This is a genomic window from Pandoraea eparura (genome assembly GCF_902459725.1).
In the GTDB taxonomy this organism is placed as follows: domain Bacteria; phylum Pseudomonadota; class Gammaproteobacteria; order Burkholderiales; family Burkholderiaceae; genus Pandoraea; species Pandoraea eparura.
This window is the reverse complement of record NZ_CABPSH010000005.1, coordinates 14,045-32,335: the sequence shown is the minus strand read 5'-3', so window position 1 is coordinate 32,335 and position 18,291 is coordinate 14,045. Positions and strand designations below refer to the sequence as shown.

Sequence of the window (18,291 nt, the reverse complement as noted above, 5' to 3'; positions counted from 1 at the left end):
TCAGTGCCTTGCCGGCGCGAGGATAATGTGCCTGTCATCCGCTTGCGCGGCGTGCAGCCCATCCACGGCCGCGGCGCGCTGGTCCTGCACCGCCCGCTGGTTGATCGATCCCTTGTCGGTGACTTCGCCCCGATCGAGTGAAGGCGGGGTGTCGAGCAGCATGAGTCGCGCCACATAGGTGGCGCTGCCGCCGGCACTCGCATTCAGCCGCGCGAGCAGTGCCGAAAACGCCTCACGCACGGGATGGCTGGCAAGCACGTCGCTCAGCGGCGTCTGTGGCGGCAGACCGCTCAGCCGCCGGCAATCGTCGACGCGCGGGAAGACCATCAGGCCGATATCGTCACGGTTGATGCCGGTGACCACGGCGTCCTGCACATAGGGCGCGCCTTCCGAAATCACGCGCGCCCGCAACGGTCCCACGCTCACGAACGTGCCCGAGCTGAGCTTGAAATCTTCGGTGATGCGACCGTCGAATTGCAGACCGACCTCCGGGTGCTGCGGGTCGACAAACGTGGCGGCGTCGCCCGTGCAGTAGTAGCCCTCTTCGTCGAACACGGGATCGCCCGACGGATGACGCCAATAGCCGGCCATGACGTTCGGTCCGCGAAAGCGCACTTCGAGCTTGCCGCCGACCGGTGCGAGCTTCACTTCGCAGCCGGGCGCGGGCAGGCCGATGTAGCCCGCGCGCATGATCGGCCCAGTAGTGAACATGCAGCTTGGCGACGTCTCGGTCATTCCCAACCCCGACATGATCCGGATGCGCTCGCCGCAATGCGCCTCGGTCACGCGTTCAAGCCGGTCCCAGGCCGCCTGAGACAGCCCGGCACCGCCGAAGAAGTAGAGATTGACACGGGCGAAGAAGCGCTCGCGCAGGGCCGCGTCGTTTTCGAGGGCGATCGCGAGATCCTCCCATCCCTTCGGCACATTGAAATACACGGTCGGCGAGATCTCGCGCAGGTTGCGCAGCGTCTCCTCGAACTTGCCGGCGACCGGCTTGCCGTCGTCGATGTACAGCGTGCCGCCGTTGTAGAGCGCGATGCCAACGTTATGACTGCCGCCATACGTGTGATTCCAAGGCAACCAGTCGACCAGCACGGGCGGCACCTCGCCGAAGGTCGGGAACGTTTGCAGCAGCATTTGCTGATTGCTGCACAGCATTCGCTGGGTGGTCGGCACGGCCTTCGGCTGGCGGGTCGAGCCTGACGTGAAGAGGATCTTGGCGATCGTGTCGGCGTTGACTTGCGCATGAATGGCGTCGATGTCGCGCGGCACGGTATCGAGCAGCGCATCGAAGGCCAGCGTACCCGCGTCGCCGTGCGCGGTGACGCGTACGACACCGTCGTCGAGTACGGCGTCCATGGCGCGACCGTAGGCGCTTGCGTCCGTCGCATACACCAGTCCCGGACGCAGCAATCCCAGCGTATGGCGTAGCTTCCCGAAGTCCGTCGACACGATGGAGTACGCCGGAGATATCGGCGCGAACGGCACGCCGGCGTACATCGCGCCGAGGGCGAGCTGAAAGTGTTCGAGATCGTTACCGGAGAGGATCGCGATGGGGCGTTGCGGCGACATCCCGCGATCGCGCAATGCCTGACCGATCGCGCGCGCACGCTGCAGCATCTGGGCATACGTGATGCCGATCCATTCTCCGTTGGGGCCGCGCCGCGCCACGAGCCACCGCTCCGGGTGCCGGGCGGCGCCCGAGACGAGCCGGTCCGTGAGTCGTTCCGGAAAATCGCCGAGCGGCTCGCGCGAGCGCAGATACCAGCATTCGCCATCGCGAACCACGTCGACGCCCGGGTTGCCGATGGCAACGTGGCGATAGCGATGCGCTGCCACGTCATGCGTGGCGGCTGTGTTGTTGCGTTGATTCAAAACACTGTCTCCTGCTTCGATCCCGCGGCGGCGCGCTCTCGGTCGCGTCCGTACGCGGGTACAGCCTCATCCTGCAACCGATCAGATCGGGTAATGGCGCGGCGTGGTCTGCACGGTGATCCAGCGCAGTTCCGTAAATTCGCCAATCGACGCCTTGCTGCCGAAGCGGCCATAGCCACTGGACTTCACGCCGCCGAACGGCATTTGCGCTTCGTCGTGCACGGTCGGACCGTTGATGTGACAAATGCCCGATTCGATGCGCTTGGCCAGTTGCAGCGCACGCGACACATCGCGGCTGAAGATGGCGGCCGACAGGCCGAACTCGCTGTCGTTGGCCACGCGCACCGCCTCGTCGTCGCCGTTCACGCGCTGGATCGTCACCACGGGACCGAACGACTCCTCGCGGTACAGGCGCATCGCCGGGCTCACGCCATCGACAATCGTCGCCTGCATGATCGCGCCGTCGACACGGCACCCCAGCGGCAGATGGGCGCCATGCGCGCGGGCATCGTCCACCAGCGCCGCCACACGCGACGCCGCCTGCGCGCTCACCATCGCCCCCAGCACGCTGTCGGGCGACGTCGGCGCGCCCGCGCGCAATGTCGCCGCCTTCGCAGTGAGCTTCTCGACGAAGGCATCCGCGATGCGCGCATCGACGATCACACGCTCAGTCGACATGCAGATCTGCCCCTGATTGAAGAACGCGCCGAACGCAATGCCGTCGACGGCAGCGTCCAGATCCGCGTCATCGAGCACAAGCACGGGGGCCTTGCCGCCCAGCTCCAGCAGCGCCGGCTTGAGATGCTCCGCGGCCAGGCGCGCGATGATGCGACCGACATGCGTCGAGCCGGTGAAGTTCACTCGCCTGACCGCCGGATGCGCAATCAGTCGTGCCACGATCTCGCCCGCGTCCTGCGGCGCGTTCGTCACAACATTGACCACGCCGTCGCCCAGTCCCGCATCGTGCAGGCAAGCGCCGATGAGTGCATGCACGCCGGGGCATTGCTCCGACGCCTTGAGCACGACCGTGTTGCCACACGCGAGGGGCATGGCAAGCGCACGCGTCGCCAGAATCACCGGCGCATTCCACGGCGCGATACCGAGCACCACACCGACCGGCGAGCGCACCGCCATCGCGAGACTGCCGGGCACATCGCTCGGAATCACACTGCCATCGATCTGCGTGGTCATGGCCGCCGCTTCGCGCAGCATATTGGCCGCGAGCATGACATTGAAGCCGTACCAGTTGGCCATCGCGCCGGTCTCGGCGGCCCCGATGGCGATGAACTCCGCCGCGCGGGCGTCCATGCGTTCGGCGGCCGCAAGCAAGCGTTGGCGACGCGCCGTCGGCGACAGCGCCGCCCAGGCGGGAAACGCCGCCTGCGCCGCGTCGACGGCCGCGTCGGCGTCCGCCAGCGTGGCGGCCGGCGCCCGCGTGGCGAGCTCGCCCGTCACCGGGTCGATGCGCTCGAACGTTGCCCCATCCTGCGCGCCGCGCCACTGGCCACCGATCAGCATCTGCACTTCATGCATCGCGCTCTTCCTCTTTCCGGTCACTGATGAACATCGCGTCTCAGCGCTTGTAGGCCTGCAGACCCGGCTTGATCGACTTGTCGTCGAGGAACTGCTTCAAGCCTTGCTCGCGGCCATGTTCCGGATCGCGCAACTGGGCCTGATCAAGCTTGGCGTACAGGTAATCTTCGCACTGCTCCCACGTCAGCTCGCGCGAACGCTTGAAGCCATGTTTCGCGGCGCGCAGCACCACCGGATTCTTTTCCAGCAGCTTGGCGGCCAGCGCCAGCGTGGCATCGCGCAGTTCGGCGAGCGGCACGCTCTGGTTCACCAGCCCCATGTCCGCGGCTTCCACGCCCGTGAACGTGTCGCCGGTCATGATGTAGTGCAGCGCGCGGCGATGTCCCACCGTGTCGGCCATGGCCTTGCTCACCAGATTGCCCGGCGGAATGCCCCAGTTGATTTCCGACAAACCGAAGACGGCCTCGTCGGCAGCGATCGCCAGGTCGCAAGCCACCAGCGGCGAGAAGCCACCGCCGAAGCACCAGCCGTTGACCATCGCGATGGTCGGCTTGGCATACATGCGCAGGCGGCGCCATTGCCAATCCGAGGCATCGCGGCGCACGCGCTCCTGTACCACTTCCGGTCCGCCGTCGATCTCGCGGAAGTATTCCTTCAGGTCCATGCCCGCCGTCCACGCGGCGCCAGCGCCCGTGAGCACGACCACTCGCGCATCGGCATCGAGTTCGAGCGCGTCGAGCACCTGAATCATCTCGGTGTTGAGCGTCGGGCTCATGGCGTTGCGCTTTTCCGGGCGATTGAAGGTGACCCAGCCAATACCGCCCTCCACCTTCACGTCGATCGTCTTCCAGCGTCCTTCGTATGCATTCATTTTGCGTAATTCCCAAGTGTTCCGAGCAACCTGTGCCGCGCACCGGAAGTGGCGCGCGGTGTTGCCGACAGACACATTTAATATCAGGCAACCTTACATTGCAAGCCTCATGTTTTCAGTGAAAACCCTGAGCCCTAAATATCAGAACGTGTGACGCATGCCGAGCATCACGCCGGCCTGGCCCTCGCCGGCAGGCGGCGTGGTGCCGCCGCCCCCGCCGCTGACCGAATACGCGGCGCGGGCGCTGTTGAAGAGGTAGGCTGCCTGCGCATAGACCGCGGTGCGCACCGAGAGCGAGTATGTGGCGCGCAGCGTCGTCATCGTGCCGCGCGTGTCATGGTCGCTGTTGACGATGCGATAGACCTCGCCGTCGACGAGCCAGGCCGGTGTGATGCTGTACGCCGCGCCCAGATAGAACAGGTTCGAATGCGTGTTGATGGCGGACGTCGACACACGGCGGCCCAGCCAACCGCCACCCACCTTGAGCGCCCCGTACTTGTAGTACGCGCCGAGGGTGGTGCGCGTGTCCTTGTCGCCGCGGCTCGCGAACGCCGAGGTGGGCTGTCCGTCGAAGAAGTTGGCCGCCGCATTGGTGCCGCCACGTTGCTCCTCGTACGACGCGGCCACGCCGAAGTTGTTCGCGTCGTACTTGAGCATCACCGACCAGTCGCGGCATTGCACCGATTGGCCCGGTACCTGTCCGGCGCAAGTGCCCTGCCCCGGCGAATTTCCCGTGCCTGCCGCGTCGCGGCCGAACGAATATCCCGCGCCGAAGCTTAGCCCCTGCCAGCCGACCTGATACGTGATCGAGTTGTCGGTGCGCGCGTTGGGAACGTAGGCATCGAACGAGCCCATGCCGTAGATGTCCGGACCAAGAATGTCCGAGCCCAGCAGCGCGTAGTACGTCATGGTGTACTGGCGGCCGAGCGACAGCGTGCCGTATGGACCCTTCACACCCACGAAGGCCTGACGACCGAACAGGCGAGCACCCTGCCCAAGATCGCCGCCACGCAGGTTGAAGCCGCTCTCCAGTTGGAAGATCGCCGCGAGCCCGCCGCCGAGATCTTCCGTGCCGCGCAGACCCCAGCGCGACGGAAATTCGCCGGTCACACCCGGCATGCGCAGCACGGCACCGTTCACGCTGGCGTGCGAGACGTACTCGATGCCGGTGTCGACGATGCCGTACAGCGTGATATTCGATTGTGCGCTGGCGATACCGGGCGCCGCCAGCGCGGCGGCCACGGCCAATGAAGCGAGCGCATGCGCGCGGTAGGAAGATGCCATGTGAGTCTCCAAATCATTGATGTTGTTATCGGTGCAGGCAAACCAGGAACAGCAGACGTGCGCGGCCTTTGCGCAAGAAAATGCGCGACGGCACAGCCAGGTGGCGTCCGTCGCGCACAAGCGAGGCCAACCGGCGTGACGCCGGATCAGTCAGCCGCGCGGGGACGACGAATGAGCATGAGGGCGGCCAGTGCGGCTACGATCGTCACGGGAATGCTCGCGCCGATCACCACGGCGGCACTGCTGCCCACGGCGAGCAACATGCCGGCCGCAAGCGGCCCGACCACCGAGCCGATGCGCCCGAAGGCCACGGCCGCCCCCACGCCCGTGCCGCGCATGGCGGTCGGGTAGTAGGCGGCAGCGAGTGCATAGAGCACCGATTGACCACCGATGATGAACATGCCCGCGAAGAATGCCGCCGTGGCCAGCACCCCGAAGCCCTGCGCCGCCGCAAGTCCGACGAGCGAGGCGATCATGCCCAGGTACATGCCGCCGATCACGAGCGACATGCGCACACGATCCATCAGATAGCCGAGGGCGAGCACACCGACGGCGCTGCCCACGTTGAAGAGAATCTGCACCCAGCCGATATCGCCGCGCGCCAGACCGCGCGCGCCCATGAGCGACGGCAGCCAATTGAGCAGGAAGTACAGCACGATGAGCGTGCAGAAGTAAGACAGCCAGAGTTGAATCGTCGAGATACCGCGGCCCTGCGAAAACAGCACCGTCATCATCGGCGCAGGCGTGGCGCGCCGGCCTTGCGAGGTGGCGGCCGCAAACGCGCGAGACTCGGGCAGGTACCAGGCGAGCAACGGCAAGAGCAGCAGCGGGCCGACACCGCCTGCGTAGAAAATGTGCCGCCAGTCCGCGTCGCTTACCGCCAGCATGCCGATGGCCGCAGCGATGCCGCCGCCGAGCGGAATTCCGCAATACATGATGCTCACCGCCGTGCCGCGCAGGCGCGGCGCCACGGCTTCCGACGACAGCGCGATCAGATTCGGCATCGCCCCGCCCAGACCAATGCCCGTGAGCACGCGCACGATCACCAGCATCCCGAAGTCCGACACGAACGCCGTGGCAATCGACAACACGCCGAAGACCACCGCCGAGAGCATCAGCACGCGCTTGCGGCCAATGCTGTCGGCCAGGCGCCCGCCTACCATCGCTCCCGGCAGCAGCCCGAACGTGCCCGCCGAAAAGGCGAGCCCCATCTGCGCGACGCTCAGCCCGAACTCCTTGGACATGCCGCGTGCCGCTACGCCGACCGATTGCAGGTCAAGGCCTTCAAGCAGCGCGACGGCAAAACACAACGCCAGCGTGAGCGCCACCGGACTGGCCGCCTGCGCGGTGCCCTCCGGCGCCAACGGCAACGCCTGCGCGCTACCCTCATGATTCGATTTCATGGTGTCTCCTGTGATCTTTTTCATGGACTTCGGTCGCCACCCAGCGCGGGCAGCACCTGATGCGCCGTCAGTCGACACCGCCGACGAAGCGGGGCGACGCGCCCCCATTTAATCAGGGAACCTGATATTAAGGATGCACGTACCACGGGCGCGACGATGCCGCGCGAGCCGCACCTCCGCTTTCGTCTTACCGTGTCACTGGGATTCTGTCGCGCGTTTTGCTCCGGCGACGGACTCCATTTAATATCAAGCTACCTGACAATACAAGTCATCGGCAGGTCGGGACAAACCCGGGGTCAGTCGCGCAAATTGCGCACGAACATTTCGAGATGGCGTTGCACGGCTGCCGCGTCTTCGCGGCTCACATCGGCACGCATGCGCGTGTCGATTTCCTTGGCGACGGCCTCGCATTGCGCGAGCACCCGGCGGCCTTCGTCGGTGAGTTGCAACAGCACAATGCGGCCGTGATTGGGGTCGGGCTCGCGGGTGATCCACTGGCGCGCGGCCATCAGACTCACGACCTCGTTGGCCGACTGCGGTGTGATGAACGAGCGTTGCGCGAGTTGCGCATTGGAGAGCTTGCCGCGTGCGTCGAGCACCGAGAGCGCGGTGAACTGGGCCAGCGTCAGCCCAAGCGGCGCGAGCGCTTCGGACATGTGGCGGCGCAGCAGACGGTCGAGGCTGGCGATGACATAGGTCAGACGCAGCTTGGCGCGACGCGGCCGGGCCTCGGCCGAGCCCGATGTCCCCTCGAACGCGTCGGTATCCGGTGCCGGCGCGACGCTGTCATTCTCGTTGGCACCTGCGGCTGCGGTCAGCTTCTTTTTCTGGGGTACGACGCTCATGGTGAGAGGGCGAGACTGCGCAAATGGCCTGCGCCAATGCTCGCGTAGTGCAGGAAAGTCAGCAGTGTAACGCCACCGTCGCGCTGTGGCGACGCTCGGACGGCGAAGCGCCCAGATCATGCGCGCCCTAGCCGGCTCGCCCAGCCGTCGCGGGCCGGGGTAGCGGCACAGTCGGCATGATCATCGGCGCGCAGGCTCAGCCGGCAAGCCGGCGGAACGTCTCGAGCACGGCGTCACCCTTGAACGGTTTGACGATCCAGCCCTTCACGCCGGCCGCCTTGCCCCGCTCCTTCATGGCCGGGCTGCTCTCGGTGGTGAGCATCACCACGTTGACGCTCTGATTCGCGAGTTCGCCGCGAATCTTCTCGACCATCGTCAGGCCGTCCATATTCGGCATGTTCACGTCGCTGATGACGAGCTTCACGCCAGGGCTGGCCTTGATCTTGGCCAGGCCGTCCTTGCCGTCGACGGCCGTGTCCACGTCCAGGCCGTTCTTGCGCAGAAAACCCGCGACTTCGTCGCGCACGGTGCTCGAATCGTCGACCACGAGAATCTTCGACATGATGTTGTCCTTGTGTGTAAGAGAAAGCAGAGGTTCGCGCCGGGATCTCAGAACAGTTCCAGCGCCCCGGTCTCGACGGGCTCGGCGCTCGCCTGCGGGGCGTCGCGGAACGCTTCCGGCGACCAATTGAGACTGAAGACGAAATGTTGATGCAACGTCACGATCTGGCCGCTGACCGGATCGGTGAGGTGATAGACGAAGCACAACTGGGGATTGTCGGTGCCGAACGAAATGTATTTCTGTTTGTGATTGATCAGCAGCGGCACCTGCACCTGCGCACGGTCGACCGCCGACGGATCGCCCATATAGCGGTTCTTGAACGCCCCCCAGATCAGGTTCGTCAGCTCGCCGAGCATCCCGTTGAGTTCGCGAAAGCCTGCCTGGCCCTCACAGCGGCCCGTATGCTCGAGCAACTGCATGAAGGGGACCTGTTCGGCCTGCATCATCATGTAGCCGCGGCACCACGCGCTCTCTAGCGGAATCAGGCTGAAGACCTCGCCGAAGATGATGCGGTCGCGCACCACGCCGGGCGGTTCGCAGTGCACGGCGATGTCGCCGAACAGACCGCGAAACACGCCATCGGTGATATCGACCATCCCGCGCACGAGCGCTTCGGGGTATTCATGCTCGACGTTGTCGTCGAGGATCAAAAACTGGCTGACCGACTCGCGGGGGGTGCTTCGGTTCATTATCGTAATTTCCTAAGGCCAGGCAAAACCATTGCCATATCAAAACAATTCCAGCTCACCGCTGCTGTCCTGCGACTCGCTGACGTCGGCGTTGAAGTCGAGCGGCGCGTGCGCACAAACACACAGCGTGGCCGCCAGACGCACCGAACCGTCGAACGTGATGTCCCACGAAGACAGAAGATTCGGCTTGAGCTGCTTGAGGTGCGGCACGCATCGCGCGCTAAGCACGTAAGGGGTCGACATCCCCAGATCGGGGAAGTCATTGAGCAGCGCTTGATTGATCGCCCCACAGCACAGATTGCCCTGCTCGAGGAACACCTCGCGAAACGGCTTGTCGCGATCGTCGCCCGCGAAGTACGCCGCGGTCGTGTCGTCCTCGTCGAAGTGCAGCACGAACAGCAGGCGAAAACCGATGGACGAGATGGTGAACACCACCACGTTGGCGTGACGGGCGGCCAGATCGACTTCGGTGCCCTCCGGCGTCGCGTCGGCATGGCGCACGGCGAGCGGCACGATCTCGCACTCGGCGTGCGCCGTACGGGCGAGCCGGGTGCGGGCAGCGTGATGAAGAATGCGTTCGAAACTGTCGCGGGCGTGAGCGCTGATCACAACGAAACCTGCTGGCTTAGTGAAGACGGGAATGCAACTGTTGTGCGAGCGCTTCGACGCTCGAGAGCGATGCCGCGATCATCTTGCCGCCCGCCTGAATGTCCTGGAACGTCGCCGTGGTCGTCACGTCGTTGCGATGCAGGCTGTCGCGATAGCTCTTCGACAGTTCCTCGGAGCGTGTGGCGAGCGCGCGCACTTCGCTGGCGACGATGCCGAAGCCGCGTCCGGCCGAGCCCGCGCGTGCCGCTTCGATGGATGCGTTGAGCGACACGATCAACACGTGCCGGACAATCGACGACAGCTCGTGATTCTTTGCGTGCATGTCCTGGTTCTGCGTCATGAGCGAGATCATCTGCTCGTGCCAGCGCTCGAAGGTCGCCGCCAGTCCGCGCAGACGTGCCGCTTCGAGCGCAATGCGCTCGGCCTCGGCCTGCCAATGCCCTTTCGCCTCCAGCACGGCGGCCTCGGACTTGCGCGCGACGTGCAGATCCTGTTCGGCTTGTGTCAGACGCGCCTGCTGCGCGGCAAGCGCCTCACCCTGTGCCCGCCCCTGTTCGTCGAGACTGGCGATCGCCAGACGCTCGCGTTCGTGCGCCTGCGCCAGCGCCTCGTCATGCGCCTCGGTCAGCGCCCGCCAGTGCGCCGTGGCCTGCGCCATGCGCCAGCGATGCGCAACGAACGCTACGACGCACGTGCCGATTACGCCGGCCAGCCCACCGACCCAAAGCCATTGCAGGGTGTTCATGCTCAAACCGTCTCCGGAAACGACGTGTCCGCATCCAGCACCGGTCGATCGACAACATCGGCAGCCACGCTGTTCAGATCGAAACCGTCGACCACCAAGGTGTCCGGCAGACACACCACCGTCTGGAACTGGCGGAACTCGGCGCCCTTGTGATCATCGGTGAAGCGCAGTTCGATGCGGCCGTGTTCGCGACGCACGAAGTCCTGCACCGCGTCCATGCCTACCCCGCGCCCCGACACCTCGGTGACCTGCGCCGCGGTCGAGAAGCCCGGGCGGAAGATGAACTGCGCGATCTGCTCGTCTGTCACGTACGTCTCTGCGGTAATCCAGCCACGCTGCACGGCAATGCTGCGAATGCGATGCAGCGCCAGTCCGCGACCGTCGTCGGAGAGCGTGACTTGCAGCATGTTGTGATCGAGGCCGACTTCGATGTCGATGGTGCCCGCTTCCGGCTTGCCCTTCGCACGACGCTCTTGCGCACCTTCCAGCCCATGATCCAACGAGTTGCGCAGCAGGTGCATGAACACGTCGCGCAGAATTCGCACGGCGGGCGAGCGCAGGCGGTAGCCGTTGTCGTCGATGCGCACGGCCGGCGCCGGTTTGCCGAGTTCGCTCGCCAGCGACGGCAGCGAATCGAGCACACCGCCCAGCGCTTCGCCCACGCCCTCGGTACCCAGCAGGCGCAGCGTCTGGTGCACGGCGTCGCGCATGCCCACCAATTGATGCAGATCGTTCGGATCGGCAGCTTCGAGCATGCGAAGGCTCGCGCGGATATGGGCGCGGTCCACTACCATTGACTGTTCGTCGGCGCTCTTGCCCGGGCCTTTGCGGCCGAGGCTCATCTCGTTGATGTGCGCGTAGGCATCGACGGCGTCGCGCACGCGCTCAAGCTCGCGCATCAGGCCATCCTGATCCCACAGGCGAGCGACGTCCGGCTGGCGCAGCTCGTGATAGCGCTGCTCGGTCTCGTGCACGACGTTCGTCAGGTACTGCAGGTTGTACGTGCGCGCATTGCCCTTGATGGTGTGCATGTTGCGGAACAGCTCGGCAATGGCCGCGCTGTCGGCCTGCGAGTGCTTGCGAATGATGCGCTCGTTCTCACGAATGAAGCCGGTCGAGCTTTCGATGAAGTGATGAAACTTCTCCTGGCTCACCGACAGAATCTCGCCGATCATCTCCAGCCGCTGCTTCTGCTCGCTGGCCTCGGCCGCGAGTTCGCGCAGCTCGGTCACGTCGCGCACACACAGCATGAGCCGCAGGATCGTGTCGCTCTCGTCGGTGATCGCCGACCAGGTCAGATCGAGTTGCTTGATGCGCCCGTCCGGCATGCGCTTGCCGATCTCGCCCACCAGCAGGTGTTCGTTGAAGACAAAGTTGATGGCATCCTGCCCGATGCAGGCCTCGACGGCGGCTTCGACCTGCGAGAGCGCATCCGCGCCCAGATCGCTATCGCCGAACACCAGTTCCATGACGGGACGCCCGGCGATGTCTTGCGTCTCGAAGATCGCTTCGAGATAGGCCGAGTATTCGCCATGCACGCGCGCGCCGTCGACCACCGTCAGAATGCCCTGCTGCATGTTCTGCAACATCGCCTGAATGTCGGCCGTCTTCTGCTTGAGCTGCGCCGAGCGCTCCTGAATCTTCTCGATCATGCCGTTGAACGCCACGATCGAGTGCCCGATTTCATCCATGCGGCCGACCGGCACGCGACGCGTGAAGTCCTGGCTGTTCGCGATCTCGCTCATCATCGCCTGCATACGCGAGAGCGGACGGGTGATCTGACGGTACAACAGCGCACCGATGGCCGTGAGCAGCACGATCGCCAACCCCGTCACAATGCCGATGGCCGTCGTGGTGGTCGAGAGCGTGTCGTTGAGCGTGGCGATGGCCGAGTCCTGCTGGCGCGTCTTTTCGACGCGCAGCGTGTTGACCACCCCTTCGAGTTCGTCGCGATATTGCGCGACCATCGCGAAAAGGAATGCCTGCGCCATCTCGGTCTTGCCTGCCTGCTTGAGCTTGGCGGTGTCGTGGATGGCGTTGAAGTAATTCTCGACGCTCTCGCGCGCCTGGGTCACCAACCCCTTCTGCGCATTGCTCGCCGCGCCTTCGGCCTGACGCGTCAGTGACCGGTCGATGTCGCCGCGCAGCTTCTTGAGCGTGTCGAGCGCCTGTTCGACGACGGTGTCGTCCTGCGCGTAGACCAGCGTCATCGTGGCGATCTGCACCGCCTTGACTTGCGAGACGAGATCGGCCGAAGCGAGTGCGCTGGGCACCACCCCTTCCGTCACCTGCCGCACCTTGTGAGCGCTCGCGCGGGTCTGGTAGACCGCGTATCCCCCGATGATCGAGAGCGCGACAAACGTCAGGATCACCAATAGCGTAATTCGATGACGGATCGTCATGGCGTCATTTCCCCGGGTCGCACCGGCCCCCGGTGCCACGCGCGAGTTGACGCAGTAGATCGGTTGCCGAATTAGTTGGTATAGGCTTCGTGCGACGTGATTATTGCCGGTGGACTGTGACGATTCGATGAATCAACGGAAACTTAATGTGTTCCGAAGTCCGCACTACCGAGTAGGAATCCGAGATGAGTGAGCACACACAAACACCGTCGTTCGACGCGTTTCGGCGCTTGCAACGCGTACCATCAAAAACAGCGCCGGCCGCAGTGGGATGCCCACCGCGCGCCGGCGCTGCTGGTCGAGGCGCTGGCTTAGTAGCCGGCGGCGAGACCGTCGCGACGACTATCGCTTGCGGCCACGTAGCCGCGCTCCGGATCGTTGCGATCCAGGCGCCAGATGTACTGTCCCGAGCCGAAGTCCATGTAGGGGTCGTCGATGGACTTCAGCGAGTGGCCCATAGCGACCAGCCCCGCCACCGTCTCGCGGTCGAGCGTCGATTCGATGTCCACGGTGAAGTCGCGGTTGACCTTCCAGCGCGGCGCATCGCAGGCGGCCTGAGGCTGCTGGCCGTAGTCGATCATCCGCACGATCGATTGCAGATGGCCTTGCGGCTGCATATCGCCGCCCATCACACCGAAGCTCATCACCGCCTCGTGCTTGCCGTCGACCTTCTGCGTGAGGAACGCGGGGATGATGGTGTGGAACGGCCGCTTGCCGCCTTCGACCACGTTGGCCGACTTCGGGTCCATCGAGAAGCCGCAGCCCCGGTTTTGCAGCGCGATGCCCAGGTCGGGCACCACCACGCCAGACCCGAAGCCCATGTAGTTCGACTGGATGAAGCTCACCATCATGCCCTGCTCGTCGGCGGCCGACAGATAGATCGTGCCACCGGCCTTCGGCATGCCGAAGTCGAATTGCGACGCACGCTCGGGGTCGATGAGCTTGGCGCGGGCGGTGAGGTAAGCGTCGTCGAGCATCTGCTCGGGCGTGACTTCCATCGATCGCGGATCGGCGACGTATTTGTACAGATCGGCAAAGGCGAGCTTCATCGCCTCGATTTGCAAGTGTTGCGAATGCACGCGATCGACCGCCAGACGCGACACGTCGAATTTTTCCAGAATGCCCAGCGCCATGAGCGCGGCGATGCCCTGTCCGTTCGGCGGAATCTCGTGCACGGTATAGCCGCGATAATCCTTCTCGATGGGCTTGACCCAGTCGGCGCGGTAATTGCTCAGATCGTCGGTCGTCATCGCGCCACCGTGCTGCGCCGACCAGGCGGCGATGCGCTCGGCGATCTCGCCTTCGTAATACGCACGCGGCCCCTCCTTCGCGAGCAGGCGCAACGTGCGCGCATGCCCCGGCATGCGGATCATTTCACTCGTGGTCGGCGCGCGGCCGTTCGGCATGAAGGTCTGCGCGTAACCGGGCAAGTCCTTGAGCTCGGGCACCGCCGCCGCCCATTTGCGTGCCACGATATGCGCGACGGCATGTCCGCGCTCGGCGATCTCGATCGCCGGGGCCATCAGATCGGCGAACGGCAGCTTGCCGAACTTTGCATGCAACGCCTCCCAGCCCGCGATCACGCCGGGCACGGTCACGGTGTCGAGACCGCGCGTCGGCTGCTTGGCGATGCCATGCTGCTCGCCATATTTTTTGCGGAAGTAATCGACGTTCCACGCGGCCGGTGCCACGCCCGATGCGTTCAGGCCGTGGAGTTCCTTGCCGTCCCAGATCAGCGCGAAGCAATCGCCGCCCAGGCCATTGGAGACCGGTTCGACGATCGTCATGCAGGCGGCGGCGGCAATCGCGGCGTCCACGGCGTTGCCGCCCTGCCACAGCATGCGCAGCCCGGCTTGGGCGGCCAGCGGATGCGACGTCGATACGATGTTGCGGGCGAACACCGGCATGCGCGGTGTCGGGTACGGATTCTGCCAATTGAAGTGTGTCATGGGACTGGCTGATCAGCTCTGTAACGAATGATGAAGTAGGCCTGCCGGGCAGCGAGGCTGACGAGGCTCGTCTCTCGCGCCGCGCTATTGCTCGCGCGGATCGAGCGCGTCGCGCAAACCGTCGCCCAGCAGGTTGAAACCGAGTACCGTCAGGAAAATGGCGATACCGGGGAAAATGGACATCCAGGGCGCCTGTTCGACGAAGTCCTTGGCGGTGTTGAGCATCGAGCCCCACGAAGGTGCCGGTGGCAACTGCCCCAGCCCCAGGAACGACAGGCTTGCCTCAGCGATGATGGCGCTCGCCACCGTCAGGCTCGCCTGCACGATGATCGGCGGCAGCACGTTGGGCAGAATGTAGCGCACGATGATGCGCGCATCCGTCAAACCGATGGCACGCGCGCCTTCGACGTATTCCTCGGCCTTGACGCTCAGCGCCTGCGCGCGGGCGAGCCGCACGAAGCGCGGCATGGCCGACACGCCGATGGCGATCATCGCGTTCGTCAGGCTTGCACCGAGAAACGCCGCCATCGCAATGGCGAGAATCAGGAACGGGATGGAGAGCAGCGCATCGGCCAGACGCGACACGATCGCGTCGACCCATCGGCCGAAGTACCCCGCGAGCAAACCAAGCGGCACGCCGATGATCACGGCGATGCCCACCGACACCACCCCCGCCGCAAGCGAGGCCCGCGCGCCGAAGATCATGCGCGCAAGCACGTCGCGGCCCAGCTCGTCCGTGCCGAACCAGTGCAGCGCGCTCGGTGCCTGACGCACCGTCATGAAGCTCGTGGCGATCGGATCGTACGGCGACAGCCACGGCGCGAATAGCGCCACGATCACGGCGAACGCCACGATGACGGCCCCCGCGACGGCCGCCCGGTTACGCGCGAATTTTCGCAGCCCGCGATGGCGCCGGCGCGGCAACCGTTCGGGGCTGGCAACGACCGCGGCGGCGTGGCCCCCGTCGGGAGTCTGCGATGCGGTAGAAGTCGTGGGCAATGCGGCCATGTTCGAAAAGATCTCAGGCGCGACGCAGTCGCGGGTTGAGCAAGACGTAGAGCACGTCGGCCAGGAGGTTGAGCACGATGAAGCTGACGGCAGTCACCAGAACCACGCCCTGGACCACCGCATAGTCGCGATTGAACACCGCATCGACGACCAGCTTGCCGAAACCCGGAATGGTAAAGACCTGTTCCGTGAGCACCGCGCCCGCGAGCAGTTCGCCAAACAGCAGCGCGAGCACCGTCACGATGGGAATCAGGGCATTGCGCAGCGCATGCTTGAGCACCACCGTGCCGCGCAACAACCCCTTGGCGCGCGCCGTGCGAATGTAGTCGGTGCGCAGCACGCCGAGCATGGCGCTTCGCGTGTGGCGCATCAACTGCGCCCCCAGCGCCGCCCCCAGCACGAAGGCGGGCATGACCATCGTCTTGACGCTCATCCACAGGTCTTCGCCCGGTGAGACATAGCCCGACGACGGCAGCAAATGCCAGCGCACCGAGACCAGAAAGATCAGCAGAATGCCGAGCCAGAAGTTGGGGATCGACATCCCCGACAGGGCCAGCACGTTCGCGCCGTAATCGATGGCCTTGCCGCGGTTGGCCGCCGACAGAATGCCCAGCGGGATACCGATGCCGATGGCGATCAGCAGCCCGAACGTCGCCAGTTGCAGCGTAACGGGCAGCTTCTGCGCGATGAGTTCCCTCACCGGCTCGCCCGTGCGCAGCGAGTTGCCGAGGTTACCGCGCAGCACGTCGCCCATCCAGAGCGCGTACTGCGTAGGCAGCGGCTTGTCGAGGTGATACTGCTCGCGCAGTGCGGCGATGACCTGCGGGTTCTGATCCTCGCCAGCCATCGCGAGCACGGGATCGCCGGGCAACATCTTCTGCAGCCCGAAGATCATCATCGACACGATGATGAGCGTGGGTATCGCGACCAGCGCACGATGGATGACGAGGCGAAGCATGACGGCTCCTGTTTCCCTGGAGATGCCGGGCGGTCCCGGATTAGCCCTTGAGGCTCACGCCACGCAGACGGATCAACCCGTCCGGATACGCGACGAATCCCTGCACCTTCTTACTGAGCACGTACGGCCACGGCTGCACATACAGATAGAGGATCGGATTGTCTTCGGACAGTATCTTGTCGGCGGCGTCGTACAGGGGCTTGCGCTCGGCCACGCTAGACTTCACGCGCGCCTCGTTGAGCAGCTTGTCGATGTCGGGATTGCAATACTGCCCGTAGTTCAGATTGCCCTTGCACGTGACGAACTGATGAAGATTGCCGTCCGGATCCACGCGACCCGACCACCCGTTGTAGAGCACATCAAAGTCGCCACGATGGGCAGCGTCGAGCGCCGCCGCGTAATCCATCGGTCGCAATTTCAGCTGAATGCCCGCTTCGGCGAGCATCGCCTGCAGCATCTGCGCCATCTGATTGGAGACGGTGTTGTTGCCGAAGCTCAGCGTCACGTCGACCTTCTCGAAGCCCGCCGCCTTGAGCAGCGCTTTCGCCTTGGCGACGTCGCGCTTGGTCGTCTTGATCGACGTGTCGTAGTACTGCCCGGAACGCGGCAAGGCCTGGTTGGCCGGCGTGAAAATGCCGCCGCCGATGACCTGGTTGATGGCGTCGCGATCGATGGCCAGATCGAACGCCTGACGCACGCGCTTGTCGCGCAATGCCTTCGGCGCGTTGGCCGCCACGTTGAACGTCAGGCCGTAGTACCCCAGCCCGTCGATGGAGACGAATTTCAGGTTCGCATCGCGCTTGACCGAGGCCACGTCCGACGGCGCGAGGCGCTCGAGCATGTCGAGCGAGCCCGAGCGCACATTGGCCAGGCGCACCGTCGTGTCGGGAATCGGCAGGAACACGACCTTCTGGATCGGATACTTGTCCGCTTCCCAGTAGCCCGGGAATTTCTCCAGCACCACGCGATCGTTCTGCACGCGTTGCACGAACTTGTACGGGCCGGAGCACACCGGGTGCGACTGCACGCCGGCATCGTCGCTCAGGGTCTTGGGCGCGAGCATCATGCCCGCACGGTCGGACAGCGTGGCGAGCAATGCGGAATCGGGAGCCTTGAGCACGATGTTGACGGTGTCGTCGTCCACGACGTCGACATGATCGACAGACGACAGCTCGCTCTTGCGATTGCTCGCCGGCAGGCTGCGCGCACGGTCGAGATTTGCCTTGACGGCGCGCGCGTTGAACGGTTCATCGTCGTGGAACTTCACCCCGTGACGCAGCTTGAACGTCCAGGTCTTGCCGTCGGCACTCACACTCCACGACGTGGCGAGCATCGGCACGAACTTCAGATCGGTGCCGATATCGACGAGCGAGCTGCACAGCGAGCGCAGCACCATGCGGTCGACCACCTGCGAACTGCGCGCAGGATCGAGCGAGCCGATGTCCTCCTGCAAACCGATGCGAAGCGTCGATTGCGCCATCGCTGCGGCGGTGCCGGTCGCCAATGACGCCGCCAGAACAAGATCGAGCAGAACTTTTCGCATGCGTGAGACCCCTTG

The 18,291-nt window shown here is 64.8% G+C and carries 15 protein-coding genes; all 15 read right to left on the bottom strand.

What is annotated here, in order from left to right:
• A complete protein-coding gene (locus PEP31012_RS12760) occupies positions 1-1,875 on the bottom strand; it encodes a feruloyl-CoA synthase (protein ID WP_150589714.1) in 1,875 nt (624 codons plus the stop codon).
• Positions 1,876-1,956: 81 nt separating this feature from the next.
• Positions 1,957-3,408 (bottom strand): aldehyde dehydrogenase, encoded by a 1,452-nt coding sequence (locus PEP31012_RS12755; RefSeq protein ID WP_150589713.1) that lies wholly within the window; start codon positions 3,406-3,408, stop codon positions 1,957-1,959.
• 40 nt (positions 3,409-3,448) lie between these two features.
• Positions 3,449-4,279, bottom strand: a complete 831-nt coding sequence (locus tag PEP31012_RS12750) for a p-hydroxycinnamoyl CoA hydratase/lyase (protein ID WP_150589712.1) — start codon at positions 4,277-4,279, stop codon at positions 3,449-3,451.
• Between the two features lie 141 nt (positions 4,280-4,420).
• Positions 4,421-5,563: a porin gene (locus tag PEP31012_RS12745; RefSeq protein ID WP_150589711.1), complete on the bottom strand. Its 1,143-nt coding sequence runs from the start codon at positions 5,561-5,563 to the stop codon at positions 4,421-4,423.
• Between the two features lie 146 nt (positions 5,564-5,709).
• Positions 5,710-6,966: a 3-(3-hydroxy-phenyl)propionate transporter MhpT gene (mhpT, locus tag PEP31012_RS12740; protein ID WP_246171272.1), complete on the bottom strand. Its 1,257-nt coding sequence runs from the start codon at positions 6,964-6,966 to the stop codon at positions 5,710-5,712.
• A gap of 296 nt (positions 6,967-7,262) precedes the next feature.
• Complete coding sequence (locus tag PEP31012_RS12735; protein WP_150589710.1) at positions 7,263-7,811, bottom strand: MarR family winged helix-turn-helix transcriptional regulator; 549 nt, start codon at positions 7,809-7,811, stop codon at positions 7,263-7,265.
• 196 nt (positions 7,812-8,007) lie between these two features.
• Complete coding sequence (locus tag PEP31012_RS12730) at positions 8,008-8,373, bottom strand: response regulator (protein WP_017233217.1); 366 nt, start codon at positions 8,371-8,373, stop codon at positions 8,008-8,010.
• A 47-nt stretch (positions 8,374-8,420) separates the two neighbouring features.
• Positions 8,421-9,062 carry a chemotaxis protein CheX gene (locus PEP31012_RS12725; RefSeq protein ID WP_150589709.1) on the bottom strand — a complete coding sequence of 214 codons (642 nt, stop codon included), beginning with the start codon at positions 9,060-9,062 and terminating at the stop codon, positions 8,421-8,423.
• Between the two features lie 39 nt (positions 9,063-9,101).
• Entirely contained in the window at positions 9,102-9,671 is a 570-nt protein-coding gene (locus PEP31012_RS12720; RefSeq protein WP_150589708.1) for a hypothetical protein, read from the bottom strand.
• 16 nt (positions 9,672-9,687) lie between these two features.
• A complete protein-coding gene (locus PEP31012_RS12715) occupies positions 9,688-10,416 on the bottom strand; it encodes a methyl-accepting chemotaxis protein (protein WP_150589707.1) in 729 nt (242 codons plus the stop codon).
• 2 nt (positions 10,417-10,418) lie between these two features.
• A complete protein-coding gene (locus PEP31012_RS12710) occupies positions 10,419-12,818 on the bottom strand; it encodes an ATP-binding protein (RefSeq protein WP_150589706.1) in 2,400 nt (799 codons plus the stop codon).
• Positions 12,819-13,129: 311 nt separating this feature from the next.
• Positions 13,130-14,767, bottom strand: a complete 1,638-nt coding sequence (locus tag PEP31012_RS12705) for a gamma-glutamyltransferase family protein (RefSeq protein ID WP_150589705.1) — start codon at positions 14,765-14,767, stop codon at positions 13,130-13,132.
• Between the two features lie 84 nt (positions 14,768-14,851).
• On the bottom strand, positions 14,852-15,775 hold the full coding sequence (locus tag PEP31012_RS12700; RefSeq protein WP_217427130.1) for an ABC transporter permease: 924 nt from the start codon (positions 15,773-15,775) through the stop codon (positions 14,852-14,854).
• Positions 15,776-15,788: 13 nt separating this feature from the next.
• Positions 15,789-16,733, bottom strand: coding sequence for an ABC transporter permease (locus PEP31012_RS12695; RefSeq protein WP_150589704.1), 945 nt, complete (start codon positions 16,731-16,733; stop codon positions 15,789-15,791).
• Positions 16,734-16,773: 40 nt separating this feature from the next.
• Positions 16,774-18,276 carry an ABC transporter substrate-binding protein gene (locus PEP31012_RS12690; RefSeq protein WP_150589703.1) on the bottom strand — a complete coding sequence of 501 codons (1,503 nt, stop codon included), beginning with the start codon at positions 18,274-18,276 and terminating at the stop codon, positions 16,774-16,776.
• Positions 18,277-18,291: the final 15 nt, after the last annotated feature.

Excerpts from the sequence above, each read along its gene's own strand:
- PEP31012_RS12745 (WP_150589711.1), bottom strand. The coding sequence starts at position 5,563 with ATGGCATCTTCCTACCGCGCGCATGCGCTCGCTTCATTGGCCGTGGCC.
- PEP31012_RS12755 (WP_150589713.1), bottom strand. The coding sequence starts at position 3,408 with ATGCATGAAGTGCAGATGCTGATCGGTGGCCAGTGGCGCGGCGCGCAG.
- PEP31012_RS12695 (WP_150589704.1), bottom strand. The coding sequence starts at position 16,733 with ATGCTTCGCCTCGTCATCCATCGTGCGCTGGTCGCGATACCCACGCTC.
- mhpT (WP_246171272.1), bottom strand. The coding sequence starts at position 6,966 with ATGAAATCGAATCATGAGGGTAGCGCGCAGGCGTTGCCGTTGGCGCCG.
- PEP31012_RS12690 (WP_150589703.1), bottom strand. The coding sequence starts at position 18,276 with ATGCGAAAAGTTCTGCTCGATCTTGTTCTGGCGGCGTCATTGGCGACC.
- PEP31012_RS12700 (WP_217427130.1), bottom strand. The coding sequence starts at position 15,775 with ATGGCCGCATTGCCCACGACTTCTACCGCATCGCAGACTCCCGACGGG.
- PEP31012_RS12710 (WP_150589706.1), bottom strand. The coding sequence starts at position 12,818 with ATGACGATCCGTCATCGAATTACGCTATTGGTGATCCTGACGTTTGTC.
- PEP31012_RS12735 (WP_150589710.1), bottom strand. The coding sequence starts at position 7,811 with ATGAGCGTCGTACCCCAGAAAAAGAAGCTGACCGCAGCCGCAGGTGCC.
- PEP31012_RS12730 (WP_017233217.1), bottom strand. The coding sequence starts at position 8,373 with ATGTCGAAGATTCTCGTGGTCGACGATTCGAGCACCGTGCGCGACGAA.
- PEP31012_RS12715 (WP_150589707.1), bottom strand. The coding sequence starts at position 10,416 with ATGAACACCCTGCAATGGCTTTGGGTCGGTGGGCTGGCCGGCGTAATC.
- PEP31012_RS12705 (WP_150589705.1), bottom strand. The coding sequence starts at position 14,767 with ATGACACACTTCAATTGGCAGAATCCGTACCCGACACCGCGCATGCCG.
- PEP31012_RS12750 (WP_150589712.1), bottom strand. The coding sequence starts at position 4,279 with ATGAATGCATACGAAGGACGCTGGAAGACGATCGACGTGAAGGTGGAG.
- PEP31012_RS12725 (WP_150589709.1), bottom strand. The coding sequence starts at position 9,062 with ATGAACCGAAGCACCCCCCGCGAGTCGGTCAGCCAGTTTTTGATCCTC.